Annotated in this window: 11 protein-coding genes and 1 riboswitch; of the genes, 9 read left to right on the top strand and 2 right to left on the bottom strand. The window is 65.9% G+C overall.

What is annotated here, in order from left to right; all coding sequences use genetic code 11:
- Nucleotides 1-5 precede the first annotated feature (5 nt).
- Nucleotides 6-183, top strand: a riboswitch (TPP riboswitch).
- Between the two features lie 83 nt (nucleotides 184-266).
- Nucleotides 267-935 (top strand): thiaminase II, encoded by a 669-nt coding sequence (gene tenA, locus NOF55_RS17695; protein WP_306412443.1) that lies wholly within the window; start codon nucleotides 267-269, stop codon nucleotides 933-935.
- Nucleotides 936-942: 7 nt separating this feature from the next.
- Here tenA and NOF55_RS17690 read toward each other — a convergent pair whose 3' ends face one another.
- Both NOF55_RS17690 and NOF55_RS17685 read right to left on the bottom strand, forming a co-directional pair.
- Nucleotides 943-2,190, bottom strand: coding sequence for a cytochrome P450 (locus NOF55_RS17690; protein ID WP_306412442.1), 1,248 nt, complete (start codon nucleotides 2,188-2,190; stop codon nucleotides 943-945).
- 46 nt (nucleotides 2,191-2,236) lie between these two features.
- Nucleotides 2,237-3,478: a GGDEF domain-containing protein gene (locus NOF55_RS17685; RefSeq protein WP_306412441.1), complete on the bottom strand. Its 1,242-nt coding sequence runs from the start codon at nucleotides 3,476-3,478 to the stop codon at nucleotides 2,237-2,239.
- Between the two features lie 704 nt (nucleotides 3,479-4,182).
- On the opposite strand from NOF55_RS17685, the gene NOF55_RS17680 reads away from it, so the two are divergent.
- The 8 genes from NOF55_RS17680 to NOF55_RS17645 all read left to right on the top strand — a co-directional run bounded on the left by NOF55_RS17680 (nucleotide 4,183) and on the right by NOF55_RS17645 (nucleotide 16,728).
- A complete protein-coding gene (locus NOF55_RS17680; RefSeq protein ID WP_306412440.1) occupies nucleotides 4,183-4,815 on the top strand; it encodes an ATP-dependent Clp protease proteolytic subunit in 633 nt (210 codons plus the stop codon).
- 295 nt (nucleotides 4,816-5,110) lie between these two features.
- A complete protein-coding gene (gene clpX / locus NOF55_RS17675; RefSeq protein ID WP_306412439.1) occupies nucleotides 5,111-6,388 on the top strand; it encodes an ATP-dependent Clp protease ATP-binding subunit ClpX in 1,278 nt (425 codons plus the stop codon).
- A gap of 331 nt (nucleotides 6,389-6,719) precedes the next feature.
- A complete protein-coding gene (gene lon / locus NOF55_RS17670) occupies nucleotides 6,720-9,140 on the top strand; it encodes an endopeptidase La (protein ID WP_306412438.1) in 2,421 nt (806 codons plus the stop codon).
- 202 nt (nucleotides 9,141-9,342) lie between these two features.
- Nucleotides 9,343-9,618: a DNA-binding protein HupB gene (gene hupB, locus NOF55_RS17665; protein WP_306412437.1), complete on the top strand. Its 276-nt coding sequence runs from the start codon at nucleotides 9,343-9,345 to the stop codon at nucleotides 9,616-9,618.
- A gap of 157 nt (nucleotides 9,619-9,775) precedes the next feature.
- Nucleotides 9,776-11,008 (top strand): metallophosphoesterase family protein, encoded by a 1,233-nt coding sequence (locus NOF55_RS17660; protein ID WP_306412436.1) that lies wholly within the window; start codon nucleotides 9,776-9,778, stop codon nucleotides 11,006-11,008.
- Nucleotides 11,008-14,451, top strand: coding sequence for an ATP-binding protein (locus tag NOF55_RS17655; RefSeq protein ID WP_306412435.1), 3,444 nt, complete (start codon nucleotides 11,008-11,010; stop codon nucleotides 14,449-14,451). The genes NOF55_RS17660 and NOF55_RS17655 overlap by 1 nt, the downstream gene beginning before the upstream one ends.
- A gap of 109 nt (nucleotides 14,452-14,560) precedes the next feature.
- Complete coding sequence (locus NOF55_RS17650; RefSeq protein ID WP_306412434.1) at nucleotides 14,561-15,301, top strand: metallophosphoesterase family protein; 741 nt, start codon at nucleotides 14,561-14,563, stop codon at nucleotides 15,299-15,301.
- A gap of 2 nt (nucleotides 15,302-15,303) precedes the next feature.
- Nucleotides 15,304-16,728 (top strand): serine/threonine protein kinase, encoded by a 1,425-nt coding sequence (locus tag NOF55_RS17645; protein WP_306412433.1) that lies wholly within the window; start codon nucleotides 15,304-15,306, stop codon nucleotides 16,726-16,728.
- Nucleotides 16,729-16,757 lie beyond the last annotated feature (29 nt).

Raw genomic sequence — 16,757 nt, 5'->3', positions numbered from 1 at the left:
TGGCCGTCGACTTGACGGGGCGCCGGTGGAACCGGCTGAGATGGCGAACAGGCCGTGCCGGAAAGGCGGAAACTCTTTTCCGCTCGGTGCCGCGAAACGGTGAAGACCTCACCGGAACTCATCGCCGAACCCGCTGAACCTGATCCGGTTTGCACCGGCGTAGGAATCAAGCCCGTCGCGACGTCCGCACCCCGCCGGCGTCCAGCCGTGCCTTGCGTCTCTCCGCCCGCCTTCCGGACGGACGACGATGGAACGGAGAAGACGCCATGACCGACACGCCTTTCGAACGACTGAAGCAGACCTGCCGGAGCGACTGGCAGGCCTATTGCGAGCACGATTTCATCCGGCGGCTCGCCCGCGGCACGTTGCCCGCCGAGGCTTTCCGGCACTATTTGAAGCAGGACTATCTGTTTCTCGTGCATTTCGCCCGGGCCTGGGGGCTTGCGGTCTACAAATCGGGCGACCTCGGTAAAATCCGCTCCGCACTCGCCACGTTGAAGACGATCGTCGACATCGAAATCGACCTGCATGTTTCCTATTGCCGGGAATGGGGCATTTCGCCCGCCGACCTCGCGGACCTGCCCGAAGCGCGCCCGACGATGGCCTATACGCGCTACGTGCTCGATGCGGGCCATCGCGGCGACCTGCTCGACCTGCATGTGGCGCTGGCGCCCTGCGTCGTCGGATATGCGGAGATCGGCCGCTGGATCGTCGCCCAGCCCTTCACCGTGCTGGACGCGAACCCCTATGCCGAATGGGTGCGCATGTATGCGGGCGACGAATTTCAGGAGGCCGCCGCCGCCGAGGTCGACTGGCTGAATGCGCGGCTTGGCGCGGCCTCGCCGGAGCGTTTCGCGGCTCTGTCACGGACCTTCCGCGATGCGACGCGGCTGGAAATCGACTTCTGGCAGATGGGCCTCGACCTGAGGATGTGAGCTGCGCTCACCAGACCAGATCAAGCCGTTCCAGGCCGTGGAAGTGGTAGACGTCCTTCACGCGCGGCGTCTCCTTCAGCCGCAGGCCGGGCAGTCGGGAGAACAGGAGCGGCAGCACCACGTTCAGTTCCAGCCGGGCCAGCGGCGCGCCGATGCAGAAATGGATGCCCGCCCCGAAGGAGAGATTGGCGGCCTCCTTCCGGTCCGGCCTGAAGCGCAGCGGATCGGTGAAGACGGTCGGGTCGAGATTGGCGGCGGCGAGGATCATCCCCACCTTGTCGCCGCGCCGGAAGGGAATGCCGTCGATCTCGGCGTCCTCCAGGCACCAGCGGTCGAAGATGTGGACGGGCGCGCAGATGCGCAGCGTTTCCTCCACCGTGCGTTCGGTCGCCTCCGCGTCCTCTAACAGCCGGGCCGGGTCGAGGCCGCTGTCGAGGATGATCCTCACCGAATTGCCGATCTGGTGGACGGTCGCCTCGTGGCCGGCATTGAGCAGGACGATGATGGTCGAGACCAGCTCGTCGTCGCTCAGGTACTGGCCGCGATGCTCGGTGTGGATCATGTGCGAGATGAGGTCTTGGCGTGGCGCGGCCCGGCGCGCGGCGACGACCGACCGGACATAGGCGGAAAATTCCGCCGCGGCGCGGTCGGCGGCGTCCTCGTCGGCGCGCGAACGCTTGAACATGTACATGCCCACATAGTCGTGCGACCATCTGAGCAGTTGCGGCCCCATCTCCTCGGGAATGCCGACCATGCGGGCGATCATCGTCACCGGAACGATGTCGGCGAAGCGCGAGAGCAGTTCCGTCTCGCCGTCCTGCGCGAAACCGTCGATCAGGCGGTTGGCGAGGTCCTCGATCCCCGGGCGCATATGCTCGATCTGGCGGGAAACGAAGGCACGGTTGATGAGAGTGCGCAGGCGCGTATGCTCGGGTGGTTCCAGTTCCAGAAGGGAATGCGCCTCCGCCGCGTCGAAATTTTCCAGATGGGGCAGGGGCTGCGGCAGGCCGAGGTCCTCACGGCTCGCCACATGCAGGATCTGCCGGCCGAAGCGCCGGTCGCGCAGCAGCGCGTTGACCCGGGTGTAGCCGGTGAGGAACCACATGCGCTGTTCCTCCCAGTAGAAGGTCGGACAGTGTGCGTGCAGCGCCGCATAGGTTTCGTTCGGGTTCGTATAGAAGCCCGGATCGCGGGCGTTCAGCGAAACATGGCGGGTGGCGGGATCGAGGCGAAGGAAGGGCGTGATCGTGTGCATGGGCAAGCCATAGCCTGAAACGGCGCCAAACGGAACGGCGCGGCGCTCAGGTGCGCCCGATCAGCCGCATGCGTTGCAGTTCCGCGACCTGGCGGTCCGTGCTGTCGCTCAGGGCGGCCTCGTCGCTTGCCGAGACGATGTGGACGCCGTCTTCGCATTCGATGCCGATCCGGTCCCGGCCGGCGCGCTTTGCCGCATAGAGCGCGCGGTCGGCGCCGGCGAGCATGGCCGACAGGCCGGCCGTGCCATGCGGGGCGATGGAGATGCCGGCGCTGGTCGTCACGGCGATCTCGCTGTCGGCGAGCGCGACGGGCGTCTGCTTCAGTGCCTCGCGGATGCGGCCCGCCGCTTCCACCGCTTCGGCTGCCGAGGCCACGCGCAGGACGCAGGCGAATTCCTCGCCGCCCAGGCGTCCGACGACGCCGCGCCCGACCATGACGGCGTCGGCCATGCGCGCGAAGGCCATCAGCACGATATCGCCGGCCTGATGGCCGTGAAGGTCGTTGATCCGCTTGAAGTGGTCGAGATCGAGATGGACGAGCGCCGTGGCCGGCAGGTCGGGGAAAAGGGCGCCGTTCATGCGGTCGAACGCCTGTTCGAAACCGCGCCGGTTCAGAACGCCGGTCAGCGGGTCGGTTTCGGCCAGCCGCTTCAGCCTGTGCTCGTTTTCCAGCATCATCAGCCGCGTGCCGAGGATCAGCGAGCCGATGATGCTCAGGCCGCCGGTCACGGCGATGGCGATCGCATGGGGGAGTTCGTGGAAGGCGGTCGGCCTGTAGAGGACGATCAGCGTCATGACGGCGAGCGACAGCGCCGTCTGCACGAACTGGAGGGCGGCAAGCGCCGTGCGCGTGTTGACGGTCGGCGTGCTGCCGCGCAGCAGCGCAAGCCCGATCAGGGCGTAGGCGGTCGAGGCGGCGCCCTGGTAGAGCGCCAGGCGGGCCCACAGCGTCTCGTAGACGCCCGGGACCAGCATGCCGCCGGTCCAGACGAAGGCGGGAATGAAGATTGCCACGGAAACCGGGCGCCGGTCGAGCGCCTGGACGCCGGCCAGCAGCAGCCCCATGCCGAACAGGGCCGCCGTGTTGGCGACCTGGATCGACAGGAAATCGGGAATGCGGTCTCGCAGGGCGACGCCGACGAGCCCCAGCCCGTGCAGCGCGAAGCCCGCGCTCCAGAACAGGATCGTTCGCGACCGGCGCATGCCGATCCACAACGCCAGCAGCACCACCGACAGCGAGAGCGCCTCAAGCGCCCACATCAGCAATCCTGTCCTGACGTCGATCACAGTCCGGTCCCGCTTTCAGTCTGTCTTCAATGCAACGTATGTCGTGCGGGATCGCCGTTCAAAATCTCCATGATTTCGATGGCGTCGCCTTCCCGCAGCCGGGTGAACGGCTGATGATCCATGACACACGTCCGGCCTGTAAAAGTATCGAAGATACTCCACGTCCCTGAATTGTCCTTACGGCATTGATATCGCGGGCTGAACATTGAATTGCCCTCCTGTCCGGCGGCGCTAGGCATTCGTCGCGGGTTCGATGCTTGTCATGGCGGATCTCCTGCAATTGGAAAGCCGGTCACGACGAGGCTCTGGACGGTTATCGGCAAGCCGATGAGGCTGGCGGCATCGTATCGGCGGACGGTATGAACTGCGGAAGACATGGCGTCCTCCTTAATATCCCCGGGGCGAAGGTAATCTTTCTCCACTCGGCATCGCCCGCTTCAAGAACTGTCGCTTTCGTAACCGTGCGCCATAATGGCGTCAATAGCAAGGGCTTCGCGTTGCCCGGCGTCTCCCGATGGGCCGCGCCTGGTCGCAAGCCGTTAACGCTGCGATCACTCAGCCGTGCGTGAGACTGGTGCCATGTGGCATTTGCATGACGCACGTCTTGAAGTACGGGCCACTGACACTCTATGTATGGACTCCACGATGTTCGAAATGATTCCCGGTGCGGTAGCCTGTGCGGGATGATGTAGCGAAGGACCGATATGCGAAATCCAGTTGATACCGCTCTGGCTCTGGTGCCGATGGTTGTCGAGCAGACCAACCGTGGCGAGCGCTCCTACGACATTTTCTCGCGCCTGCTGAAGGAGCGTATCATCTTCCTCACCGGTCCGGTGGAAGATGCGACGGCGACGCTCGTCTGCGCCCAGCTCCTGTTCCTCGAAGCCGAGAACCCGAAGAAGGAGATCGCGCTCTACATCAATTCGCCGGGCGGCGTCGTCACGTCGGGCATGGCGATCTACGATACGATGCAGTTCATCAAGCCGGCCGTGTCGACGCTGTGCATCGGCCAGGCGGCTTCGATGGGCTCGCTGCTTCTTGCCGCCGGCGAGAAGGGCATGCGTTTCGCCACGCCGAACGCCCGCGTCATGGTCCACCAGCCTTCGGGCGGGTTCCAGGGGCAGGCGTCCGACATCGAGCGTCATGCGCGCGACATCATCAAGATGAAGCGCCGCCTGAACGAAATCTACGTGAGGCATTGCGGCCGCACCTACGAGGAGGTCGAGGCGACGCTGGACCGCGACCACTTCATGGATCCCGACGAAGCGCTGAACTGGGGCCTGATCGACAAGGTCCTGACGTCTCGCGCCGAAATCGAAGGCGTGACGGAAGGTTGACCGTGGCGCTCCCGAGGCAAGGACACTCACCGCTTTGTGCGAACGGAGGGCTTTCCTCGCTCGGGGAACGGGTTAATACTAGTGTGGCCGTTAATGCTATGTTCGGCGTTGCCGTCATAGCATCCCGGTTCGAGGGGATGTCGTTGCAGCCGGAAAAGGGGCCACGGGCTCTACTCTCCGGTCAGTACCCCGACAGCGATGCCTTTACGGAGCGGTCGTTTCGTAGGGGCGAGGACGGCAGGAAAGTGTCCGGGACCGGTTTCGGCGGGTTCCGGCGTGCTGGAAGGAAAGTGATATGAGCAAGGTCAGCGGCAGCAACGGCGGCGACTCGAAGAACACCCTCTATTGTTCATTCTGCGGCAAGAGCCAGCACGAAGTCCGGAAACTCATCGCCGGACCGACCGTGTTCATCTGCGATGAATGCGTCGAATTGTGCATGGACATCATCCGCGAGGAAAACAAGTCTTCAATGGTGAAGTCCCGCGATGGCGTTCCCACGCCGCAGGACATCATCAAGATCCTGGACGAATATGTCATCGGCCAGAAGCAGGCGAAGAAGATCCTCTCCGTCGCCGTGCATAACCATTACAAGCGCCTGTCGCACTCCTCGAAGGGCGGCGAAGTCGAGCTTGCGAAGTCGAACATCATGCTGGTCGGTCCGACCGGTTGCGGCAAGACCTATCTTGCCCAGACGCTCGCCCGCATCATCGACGTGCCGTTCACGATGGCCGACGCGACGACGCTGACGGAAGCCGGCTATGTCGGCGAGGACGTCGAGAACATCATTCTGAAGCTCCTGCAATCCGCCGACTACAACGTCGAGCGGGCCCAGCGCGGCATCGTCTACATCGACGAGGTGGACAAGATCTCCCGCAAGTCCGACAACCCGTCGATCACCCGCGACGTGTCGGGCGAGGGCGTGCAGCAGGCGCTTCTGAAGATCATGGAAGGAACGGTCGCGTCCGTGCCGCCGCAGGGCGGCCGCAAGCACCCGCAGCAGGAATTCCTTCAGGTGGACACGACCAACATCCTGTTCATCTGCGGCGGCGCCTTCGCCGGCCTCGACAAGGTGATTTCCGCCCGCTCGGAAAAGACCTCGATCGGCTTCGGTGCCAAGGTGGCCGCGCCGGACGACCGCCGCGTCGGTCACATCCTGCGCGATCTCGAGCCGGAAGACCTGGTGAAGTTCGGCCTCATTCCGGAATTCATCGGCCGTCTGCCGGTCATCGCGACGCTGGAGGATCTCGACGAGGATGCGCTGATCCAGATCCTGTCGGAGCCGAAGAACGCGCTGGTCAAGCAGTACCAGCGCCTGTTCGAGATGGAAGACGTCGAACTGACCTTCCACGAGGACGCGCTGCGCGAGATCGCCCGCAGGGCCATCATCCGCAAGACCGGCGCCCGCGGCCTGCGCTCGATCATGGAAAAGATCCTGCTCGACACCATGTTCGAGCTGCCGACGCTGGAAGGCGTCCGCGAGGTGGTCATTTCCGAAGAGGTCGTCCGCGGCACCGCCCGCCCGCTCTACATCTACGCGGATCGTCAGGACGAGAAGGCGAACGCTTCGGCCTGACGCCAGACCGGGGCAGGGGCGGCTTCCATCCGCCCCGCCCCAGCGCTCCCGCCCGCCGGGGCGATCCGGCCCGCATGCATGCGATTCCGATGTGTGCGGGCGCTTTTCCGGCATGATGCCGCTGGCCCGTCCGGGCGGTGTTTTTTGAGTATCCTTCCGTATCGTGTTTGACGCAGGCACAGTGCCGGCCTTTTCGCAAAGGCTTGAAAACTCTGCTGCGACACTCCACCTGTGGGTGGAAAAGGAAATACGCCGAAGACCTGTGGATCGCCCCGATCCATGCGTCGGGGCGAAGTGGTCCCGGCCACCGGGACAGTGGAAAGGAAATATCATGGCGACTGTTACGTCTGCGGACACCGGTTCCAATCTCTATCCGGTTCTGCCGCTTCGCGACATCGTGGTCTTCCCCCATATGATCGTTCCGCTCTTCGTCGGTCGCGAGAAGTCGATCCGCGCGCTGGAAGAGGTCATGGGGTCCGACCGGCAGATCATGCTCGTCACGCAGACCAATGCGGGCGACGACGATCCTGCGCCGGATGCCATCTACAAGGTGGGCACGGTCGCGAATGTATTGCAGCTTCTGAAACTGCCCGACGGCACCGTGAAGGTGCTGGTCGAGGGCAAGGCGCGTGCGCGCATCGACGCCTATAGCGACCGCGAGGAATTCTACGAGGCCTCTGCCGACGTGCTCGACGAGCCGGAGGAGGACGCTGTTGAGATCGAGGCGCTGTCCCGCTCCACGGTTTCGGAATTCGAGAATTATGTGAAGCTGAACAAGAAGATTTCCCCGGAAGTCGTCAGCGTTGCCGGCCAGATCGACGACCCGTCGAAGCTTGCCGACACGATTGCCTCGCATCTTTCGATCAAGATCACCGAAAAGCAGGAAATGCTCGAAACGGTGAGCGTGAAGACGCGTCTCGAAAAGGCGCTCGGCTTCATGGAAGGCGAAATCTCCGTTCTTCAGGTGGAGAAGCGCATCCGCTCGCGCGTCAAGCGCCAGATGGAGAAGACCCAGCGCGAATACTACCTCAACGAACAGATGAAGGCGATCCAGAAGGAGCTTGGCGACGGCGAGGACGGCCGCGACGAGATGGCCGAGCTTGAGGAGCGTATCTCCAAGACCCGGCTGTCCAAGGAAGCCAAGGAGAAGGCCGACGCCGAGCTGAAGAAGCTGCGCCAGATGAGCCCGATGTCGGCGGAAGCCACCGTCGTGCGCAACTATCTGGACTGGCTGCTGGGCCTGCCCTGGGGCAAGAAGTCGAAGATCAAGACCAACCTCGCCAATGCCGAACGGATCCTCGACGAGGACCATTTCGGCCTCGACAAGGTGAAGGAACGCATCGTCGAATATCTGGCCGTGCAGGCGCGCGCCACCAAGATCAAGGGGCCGATCCTGTGCCTCGTCGGTCCTCCCGGCGTCGGCAAGACTTCGCTTGCCCGCTCGATCGCCAAGGCCACCGGCCGCGAATATGTCCGCATGGCGCTCGGCGGCGTGCGGGACGAGGCGGAAATCCGCGGCCATCGCCGCACCTATATCGGCTCGATGCCCGGCAAGGTCATCCAGTCGATGAAGAAGGCGAAGAAGGCCAACCCGCTCTTCCTGCTCGACGAGATCGACAAGATGGGCATGGACTTCCGCGGCGATCCGTCTTCGGCCCTGCTGGAGGTGCTCGATCCGGAACAGAACGCAACCTTCATGGACCATTATCTGGAGGTGGAATACGACCTGTCCGACGTGATGTTCATCACCACGGCGAACACGCTCAACATTCCGGCTCCGTTGATGGACCGCATGGAGATCATCCGCATCGCCGGCTACACCGAGGACGAGAAGCGCGAAATCGCCCGCCGTCACCTGTTGCCGAAGGCGATCAAGGAACACGCGTTGCGCGAGGGCGAGTTCTCCGTCTCCGACGACGCACTGATGGCCGTCATCCAGCGTTACACGCGGGAAGCGGGCGTGCGCTCCTTCGAGCGCGAACTGATGAAGCTCGCCCGCAAGGCCGTCACCGAGATCCTGCGCGGCAACGTGAAATCCGTGCATGTGACGGCGGCCAACATCGAGGATTACCTCGGCGTTCCGCGTTACCGCCACGGCGAGGCCGAGCGTGAGGATCAGGTCGGTGTCGTCACGGGTCTGGCCTGGACGGAAGTGGGCGGCGAACTGCTGACCATCGAAGGCGCCATGATGCCCGGCAAGGGCCGCATGACGGTAACGGGCAACCTGAAGGACGTGATGAAGGAATCGATTTCGGCGGCGGCATCCTATGTCCGCTCGCGCGCCGTCGATTTCGGCATCGAGCCGCCCCGCTTCGATACGTCGGACATCCACGTCCACGTTCCGGAAGGCGCGACCCCGAAGGACGGACCGTCGGCAGGTGTCGCGATGGCCACTGCCATCGTGTCCATCATGACCGGCATTCCGGTTTCGAAGGACGTGGCGATGACCGGCGAGATCACCCTGCGCGGCCGCGTCCTGCCGATCGGCGGCTTGAAGGAGAAGCTGCTGGCGGCCCTTCGCGGCGGCATCAAGAAGGTGCTGATCCCGGAAGAGAACGCCAAGGACCTGGCCGAAATTCCGGACAACGTGAAGAACAATCTGGAAATCGTGCCGGTCTCGCGCATGGGCGAAGTGCTCGAACATGCGCTGCTGCGCAAGCCCGAACCCATCGAATGGGACCCGGCAACGGCCTCCCGCCCGGTGGCTCCGGTGGACGCCGCCGAGGACGGGCAACCGGGCCTGGCGCACTGAACCGGTGCGGCATTTCCGCGACGTTGTGCAAAAATGTGTGAAAAAGGCCGGCGTTTTCGCCGGCCTTGTTGTGAAAAACGGCCGAACCCCCTTGTTTTCTGGCGTTTCCAAGCGCTTTTGAAGTTGCAGCGGGCGGACGTATTCGTATTCTGCCCCGCGACTTCAAACCGAGTCGTTTCATACCGAAGAAAGGGGTGGAAACATGAACAAGAACGAGCTGGTCGCTGCCGTTGCCGAGAAGGCTGGTCTGACCAAGGCCGATGCGGCCTCTGCCGTTGATGCCGTTTTCGAGACGGTTCAGGGCGAGCTGAAGAGCGGCGGCGACATCCGCCTCGCAGGTTTCGGCAGCTTCACCGTCTCGCGCCGTGAAGCCACCACGGGCCGCAATCCTTCGACCGGCGCCGCCGTCGACATCCCGGCGCGCAACGTTCCGAAGTTCACGCCCGGCAAGGGCCTGAAGGACGCCGTCAACAGCTGATGCCGGAAACACCCCAAGGGGTGCGCGCATAAGCATTCTGGAAAGCCCGGTTCCGTGCCGGGCTTTTTCCGTTCCGGGAGCTGGTTGCGGCGTCTTTCTTGTGCATGGACCGTCTTGGCCCGTGAAAAGGCGCGGATCTTCACTACATTGCGATTCGATGACCTCGTTTCGCTTTATCCACGCCGCAGACCTGCATCTGGGCAGCCCGTTTCAGGGACTGGCGCTGAAGGATGCCGCGCTCGCCGCCCGCTTTGCCGAGGCGAGCCGCGAGGCCTTTTCGGCGCTCGTGTCGCGCGCCATCGAGGAGAAAGCCGACTTCCTGATCGTCGCGGGCGATGTCTACGACGGCGACTGGAAGGACAATTCCATCGGCCTTTTCTTCAACCGCGAGGTTGCCCGGCTCGGCCGGGAGAACATTCCTGTCTTTCTCATCAAGGGCAATCACGACGCCGAAAGCGTCATCACCAGAACCATCACCCTGCCGGGTAATGTCCATGAATTTCCGGTGAACAGGCCCGGCACGGTCCGGCTTGCCGATCTGAAGGTCGCGCTGCACGGGCAGGGCTTTGCCGAACGCTCGGCCCAGAACAATCTGGCGCTCGACTATCCGCCGCCCGAACAGGGCTGGTTCAACATCGGCCTTTTGCATACGTCGCTGACGGGGCGCGAGCCGCACGCACCCTATGCGCCGTGCTCGGTGGACGATCTGCGCTCGCGCGGCTACGACTACTGGGCGCTGGGCCATGTCCATGATTTCGAGGTGGTCGCCGAAGATCCGCTGGTGATCTTCCCCGGAAATCTTCAGGGCCGCTCGATTCGCGAGCAGGGCGCCAAGGGGGCCGTGCTCGTCAGCGTCGAGGACCATCGCATCCGCACCGAGCGGATGATCGTCGACCGGGCCCGTTTCCACGAAATCGCGGTGACGGTCGTCCCGGACGACGATCTTGCGGTTCTCGTTTCCCGCGTGGCGGCGGCTGCCGGCCCCTTTGCCGAAGCGGCGGAGGGCCGCGTCGTGGCGCTGCGCCTCAGGCTGGCCGGCGAAACGCCGCTGGCGCGTGAGTTCATCGCCCGGGCCGCCGACATGCGCGACGAGATGCAGGCCGCCCTTCACCGCGCCGGCGGCGATGTGTGGCTGGAAAAGCTGGTGCTGGACCTGCACCCGCCGAAAAAGCCCGCCGCACCCGGCGGAATGGCCGATCTGGAGGGCCTGCTGCCCGAGGGCGACTGGAGCCTGGAAATGATCGCGGAGGCGGAGACCCGCATCCGCGAAATCGCCGCCAAGCTGCCGGGCGGCATCGGTGCGGGCGATCTGCCGCTCGGCGCGGATGCGGCAGCGCTGCTTGCCGAAGCGCGGGCACTGCTTCTTTCCCGCAGCGGGGAGGACGCCTGATGCGCTTCTCGCGGATCGGCCTGCTGCGCTACGGTGCGCTGACGGACACGGCCCTGACGTTCCGCTCGGGCGCGGCGCTTCATATCGTCTACGGTCCCAACGAGGCCGGGAAAAGCTCCGCGCTGGCGGCGATCTCCGATCTGCTGTTCGGTTTCCCGGAGCGGACCGAGCAGGGGTTCCTGCACGATGCCAGGGACCTGAGGATTTCGGCGGAGCTTTCCGCCCGGGATGGCCGCAGCCTCGCATTCCGCCGCAGGAAGGGGCGCAAGAACACGCTGCTGGCGGACGAGGACACGGAAGGCGCCCTGCCTGACGATGCCCTCATGCCTTTTGTCGGCGGGCTGGACCGCGCGGTTTTCGAGCGCGCCTTCGGGCTGAACTCCGAGCGCCTGCGCCGGGGAGCGGACGAGATGCTGAAGGCGGGCGGCGAGATCGGCAGCCTGCTGTTTTCCGCCGCCTCCGGCATGATGGGGCTTACCCGGTTGCGCCGGTCTCTGGATGCCGAGGCGGAGGGTATCTTCGCGCCGAAACGCGCGGCGGGCCGCAGCTTCTATCAGGTGCTGGACCGCCATGAGCAGGCCCGCCGCGCCGAGCGCGAGAGCGAGCTGAAATCCGCCCACTGGAAGCGGCTGGTCGCCGGCATCGCCTCCGTCGAGGCCGAGCTTGACGTGCTGCGCAAGGAGCGCGAGGAAACGCGCCATGCGCTGGCGCGGCTGGAGACGCTGCGCCAGCTTGCGCCGCTGATCGGCGAGATCGACGGAGAGTTGGCCGCGCTGGGCGCTTACGAGGCGCTGGGCGCCTTGCCCGCGGGATTCGCGCAGACGCTCTCCGATGCCCTTCAGAAGGTTCGCGCCGCCGCTGCGGACGAGGAGCGGGAAGAGAAGGAGCTGGCGGCGCTGACGGCCGCGCTCGCCGCCCTGCGGATCGATGAGAAACTGCTGGCCGAGGAGGCCGCGATCACCGCGCGCTTTGCCGAGACGGGCGCCTGTCTCAAGACCCGGCAGGACCTGCCGCGCGTCGAGGCGGAGGCGGACGATTTCGACCGCCGCCTTGCCAACGACGCGCGCCGGCTGGGGCTGGATGGCGAGGCCGATCTGGAAAAGGCGCTGCCGCCGGATACCGTGCTGGCCCGGTTGCGCGGCCTTCTGGAAGAGGCCCGCAGCCTGGCGAACGAGCGGGAACACCATGCCGGGCGTCTGGTCGAGGAGCGCGATTATCTGCGCGCTCTGGAGCGCAAGGAGAGTGGCCGGCTCGTCGATCCGGCGCCGTTCCGGGAGCGTCTGGGCGCACTCAGGCCGGAACTGGATCACCTGTCGCGGCTGGAAAGCCTTGCGGTGCAGCGCGACCGGCTGGCGAACGGGCTGCACGAGACGGCCTCCCGCCTGCGTCCCTCCATCCGCGACGTCGACAGGCTGGCCGCGATGCCGCTGCCCGATGAGGTGGCGATTGCCGGCCAGCGCCGGAGCCTCGACGGGCTCGATACCGAACGGCGCGAGGCCGAAAGGGCGCTCGCCGCGCTGGAGGCCGATCTGGCGGACGTGACCGCGACGCTCCGCTCCCTCGAAAGCGGAACGGATATCGTCACCCGCGAGGATATCGCCGTCGTCCGCCGCGAGCGGGATGGCCTGCTGGAAAGCCTGAAGACCGGCGACCGTTCCGCCGCCGCCGTCGGCGACCTGACCCGGCTGGTCGCCCGCGCCGACGAACTGGCCGACCGGATGCTGGCCGATGCGGAGCGCGTCTCCCGCCACGCTGCCCTGCGGCTGCGGGCCGGCGAGCTTGGTGCGGCGAAGGAAAGGGCGGTCGAAACGCTTGCCGCCGCGAGCGGACAGTTTGAGGCGGCGCGCGAGGCCTACCGGGCGCTGTTTGCCGATTGCGACGTCGTGCCGCTGGCGCCGGACGCCATGCTGGAATGGCGCCGGGGCGTCGAGGGGCTGCTGAAGGAGCGCGAGCGCCTTCAGGCGCTTCAGGACGAGCTGGAGGCGCTGAAACGCCGGGATGCGGGCCTGCGGCCCATGCTGGAAGACATGGCCGAAACGCTGGGGCTGGCGGGATATGACGATGCGCCGCTTTCGGTTCTGCACCGGGGACTGGAACAGGCGGTGGCCGATCTTTCGCAGCGTTTCCTGAAGGCGAAGGGGCGCGAGGAGGAACTGCGTTCGGTGCGGGAGAAGATTGCCGCGCTGGAAGAGCGCGGCGCGGACCTTGGCGAACGGCATGAGGCGTTCCGCCGGCGATTTTCCGAGGCCTGCCTTGCCATCGGGCTCGGGGAAGATGCCGAGCCGGTGATGGTCGAGGCGGCGCTGGATCTGTGGCGCGAGGTGCCCGTTCTTCTCGCCGAGCGGGACAACCGCCGCCGCCGCGTGCGCGGCATGCGCCGCGATCTCGAAACCTTCGAACGGGAGGTGGCGGCGCTTGTCGGCACGCTCGCGCCGGATCTGGCCTCGCTTTCCGCCGATGCCGCGATCGACATGCTCCACCGCCGTGCCGGCGAGGCGAAGGCGGCCGGAGAACGGCAGCGGCAGCTCCGTCAGGCGATCGGTGAGGCGTCGGCGCGGCTTGAGAGCGCCCGGCTTTCCGTTACGGAAACGGGGGAGCGCATGGCGGCGCTTCTGCCGGAGGGCGGCGATGCCGACGATCTCCTGCGCCGTCTGGAGGAACGGGAGCGCCTGCGCCAACGGCTGGCGGAAAGCCGGGCGCGCCTTGCCGCCCATGCCGACGGGATGGACGAGGCGGCCATCCGCCGGGCGCTCGACGGTTTCGACCGCGTGGCCGCCGGGCTCGAGATCGAACGCCTGCAAGCCGCCGACACGCTCGGCGTCGAGCGTTTCAGCGAGCTGAACGTTCGTCTTGCCGATCTGCGGCGCGAACGCGAGGCGCTGGAAAAGGGCGTCGGTGCGGAGCGGGCCGCGCTGGAGCGACTTTCGGCCGAGACCGAGGCTAAGGATCTGGCCCGCCGCTGGGTGGTGCTCAGGCTCGCCTCCGGCCTGCTCGGCGCCACGATGGAAACCTATCGCGAGAAGCAGGCCGATCCCGTCATGCGCCGGGCGGGAGAGCTTTTTTCCGGCATCACCGGCGGGCGCTTCCGCCGTCTCGTCCAGCTTTACGACGAAAACGACGCGCTGCAATTGCTGGCGGAGCGCGCAGGCGGCGAGCAGGTGCCGCTGACCGGGCTCAGCGAAGGCACGGGCGACCAGCTCTATCTGGCGCTGCGCCTTGCCTTCATCGAGGATTTCGCCAGCCGCAACGAACCCGTGCCGCTGATCGCCGACGACATCTTCCAGACCTTCGACGAGGAGCGCACCGCCGCCGGCCTGACGACGTTGGCCGGCACCGGACCGGCTTTCCAGACCATCCTCTTCACCCATCAGAAAAGCGTCGTCGATGCGGCGGTTCGCCTGCTGGGCGACGAGGCCGATATCGTCCGTTTCTCCCCGGATTGAGACGTCCGCCTCGATTTTAGACGAATAGGCAAGTGCTTCGGGACGCGCTAGGCTTCTTCTGTTCGTCCGCCTTTCTCGCCGGAGCGGAGGAACAGGGAGGGTCGTCCGCATGCTGATCGCCATTCTGTCCGACATCCACGCCAACCGCGAGGCCTTCGAGGCCTGTCTCGATGCCGCGGTGAAGGCCGGTGCGGAACGGTTCGTCCTGCTCGGCGATATCGTCGGTTACGGCGCGGACCCCGCCTGGTGCGTGGACAAGGCGCGGGAACTGGCCGCCGCCGGCGCCCTGTGCGTGCGCGGCAACCACGACGAGGCGGTCTCCGGCGGCACCGTCTCGCTCAACGGCGCGGCGCGAGCCGCCATCGACTGGACGCGCGGGAAGCTCGACCGGAACCAGATCGCGTTTCTGGCGCAATTGCCGCTGCTGATCGAGGACGACGACAGGATCTATGTCCATGCGGACGCAAGCAGCCCGGAGCGCTGGCGTTACGTCACGGATTCCGCCTGCGCCACGCTTCATTTCGACGCGACGAAACAGCGGGTCGGTTTTTGCGGCCATGTCCATGTGCCGGCGCTCTACACTCGCGCGCCGCAGGGGCGCGTGACGCCGTTCACGCCGATCTCGCAAACGCCCGTGCCGCTTCTGCCGCAGCGCCGGTGGCTGGCTGTGATGGGGGCGGTCGGCCAGCCCCGCGACGGCAATCCGGCGGCGGCTTTCGGGCTTTACGAGACGCAGGCGAGCGAGTTGCGCTTCATGCGCACCGCCTACGATTTGGAGGCGGCGGCGGCAAAGATCAGGGCGGCGGGCCTGCCCGAACGCCTCGCGGCGCGTCTTTCGGCGGGGAGGTGAGCATGGCGCGGGCGAAGCTCGGGGCCGGCGACGTGATCGACGGTTTCACGCTGGGGACGATGGCCCACAAGGGCGGCATGGCGAGGCTGTGGCACGTCACCCACCCCGATCACGATTTTCCGATGCTGATGAAGGTGCCGGAACTGGGAGAGGGCGCCGATCCGGCGGCGGTGGTCGGATTCGAGATGGAGCAGATGATCTTGCCGCGCCTTTCCGGCCCGCATGTGCCGCGCTTCGTGGCGAACGGCGATTTCGACTTCCAGCCCTATATCGTGTTCGAGGTGGTGCCGGGCAAGTCTCTGCTTCCACTCCTCGCCAGCCTGCCGCTTGCGCCGGATCAGGTCGCCGATCTGGGCGGGCGGATCGCGACGGCGCTCGACAGCCTGCACCATCAGAAGGTCGTGCATCTCGACGTCAAGCCGTCGAACGTGATGTTCCGTCCGGGCGGCGAGGCCGTGCTGATCGACTACGGCCTGGCGCGGCACCTCGAACTGCCCGACCTGATGCATGAGGAGTTCCGTCTTCCCTACGGCACCGCGCCCTACATGGCGCCGGAGCAGATCCTCGGCCACCGCAGCGATTTCCGCTCGGACATCTTCGCGCTCGGCGCCCTGATGTATTTCTTCGTGACCGGCAGGCGGCCCTTCGGCGATCCGCAGGGTCTCAAGGGCCTGAAACGGCGCCTGTGGCGCGATCCCTGGCCGCCGCGCGCGCTCGACCCGTCCATTCCCCCCGCGCTTCAGGAGGTGATCCTGCGCTGCCTGGAGATCAACCCGGCCCGGCGCTATCCGACGGCGGCCCAGCTTGCCGTCGATCTTCAGGACCTGCCGGCCGTGGCACTTTCGCCGCGGGCGGAGAAGACGAGGCGCGACCCGTTCGCGATCGTGCTGAAGCGTCGCTTCAACCCCGATCCGGTGGATATGGTCAGGCCGGAACAGGCGGTCGGCCAGCTGTTCGATGCGCCGATCGTTCTCGTCGCGATCGACCTTCTCGGCGCCACGCCGACCCTTCTGGAAACGCTGCGCACGGTGGTCGCCACCACGCTGGCCGCGATGCCGGACGCGCGCGTCGCCTGCCTGAACGTGATGAAGGTCAGCCGCATCGTGCTTGATTCGTCGCTCGACGAGGACGGCCGCAGCAAGCATGTGAAGCGGCTGGCCGAACTCAGGAACTGGGCGGCGGCGCTGGATGCGCCGCAGGGCGGCGTGACCTTTCATGTCATCGAGGCGGTTTCGCCCGCCCAGGCGATTCTCGAATATGCCCGGGAAAACCATGTCGATCATATCGTCATGGGCGCGCGGGCCGAGGCGGCGATGCGCTCGCTGCTCGGCAGCGTGGCCGGCGAGGTGGCGGCTCACGCGCCCTGCACGGTGACGGTGGTGCGCAACCGCGTCTGGCCGGGTGCCGCACGGCCGGCCGACGCTTGACACGGACAGGCAAAGGGGAGGCATAGTGC

Origin of the sequence: Ectorhizobium quercum, assembly GCF_026552795.1 — a bacterium.
Taxonomy (GTDB): Bacteria; Pseudomonadota; Alphaproteobacteria; order Rhizobiales; family Rhizobiaceae; genus Ectorhizobium; species Ectorhizobium quercum.
The sequence above is the reverse complement of the archived record's forward strand: the minus strand, read 5'-3'. Positions and strand labels throughout refer to the sequence as shown.

What these genes read in the sequence shown, in the direction of transcription:
- NOF55_RS17680 (WP_306412440.1), top strand. Translation starts at nt 4,183, where the DNA reads ATGCGAAATCCAGTTGATACCGCTCTGGCTCTGGTGCCGATGGTTGTC.
- NOF55_RS17645 (WP_306412433.1), top strand. Translation starts at nt 15,304, where the DNA reads ATGGCGCGGGCGAAGCTCGGGGCCGGCGACGTGATCGACGGTTTCACG.
- NOF55_RS17660 (WP_306412436.1), top strand. Translation starts at nt 9,776, where the DNA reads ATGACCTCGTTTCGCTTTATCCACGCCGCAGACCTGCATCTGGGCAGC.
- NOF55_RS17655 (WP_306412435.1), top strand. Translation starts at nt 11,008, where the DNA reads ATGCGCTTCTCGCGGATCGGCCTGCTGCGCTACGGTGCGCTGACGGAC.
- NOF55_RS17690 (WP_306412442.1), bottom strand. Translation starts at nt 2,190, where the DNA reads ATGCACACGATCACGCCCTTCCTTCGCCTCGATCCCGCCACCCGCCAT.
- NOF55_RS17650 (WP_306412434.1), top strand. Translation starts at nt 14,561, where the DNA reads ATGCTGATCGCCATTCTGTCCGACATCCACGCCAACCGCGAGGCCTTC.
- tenA (WP_306412443.1), top strand. Translation starts at nt 267, where the DNA reads ATGACCGACACGCCTTTCGAACGACTGAAGCAGACCTGCCGGAGCGAC.
- hupB (WP_306412437.1), top strand. Translation starts at nt 9,343, where the DNA reads ATGAACAAGAACGAGCTGGTCGCTGCCGTTGCCGAGAAGGCTGGTCTG.
- clpX (WP_306412439.1), top strand. Translation starts at nt 5,111, where the DNA reads ATGAGCAAGGTCAGCGGCAGCAACGGCGGCGACTCGAAGAACACCCTC.
- lon (WP_306412438.1), top strand. Translation starts at nt 6,720, where the DNA reads ATGGCGACTGTTACGTCTGCGGACACCGGTTCCAATCTCTATCCGGTT.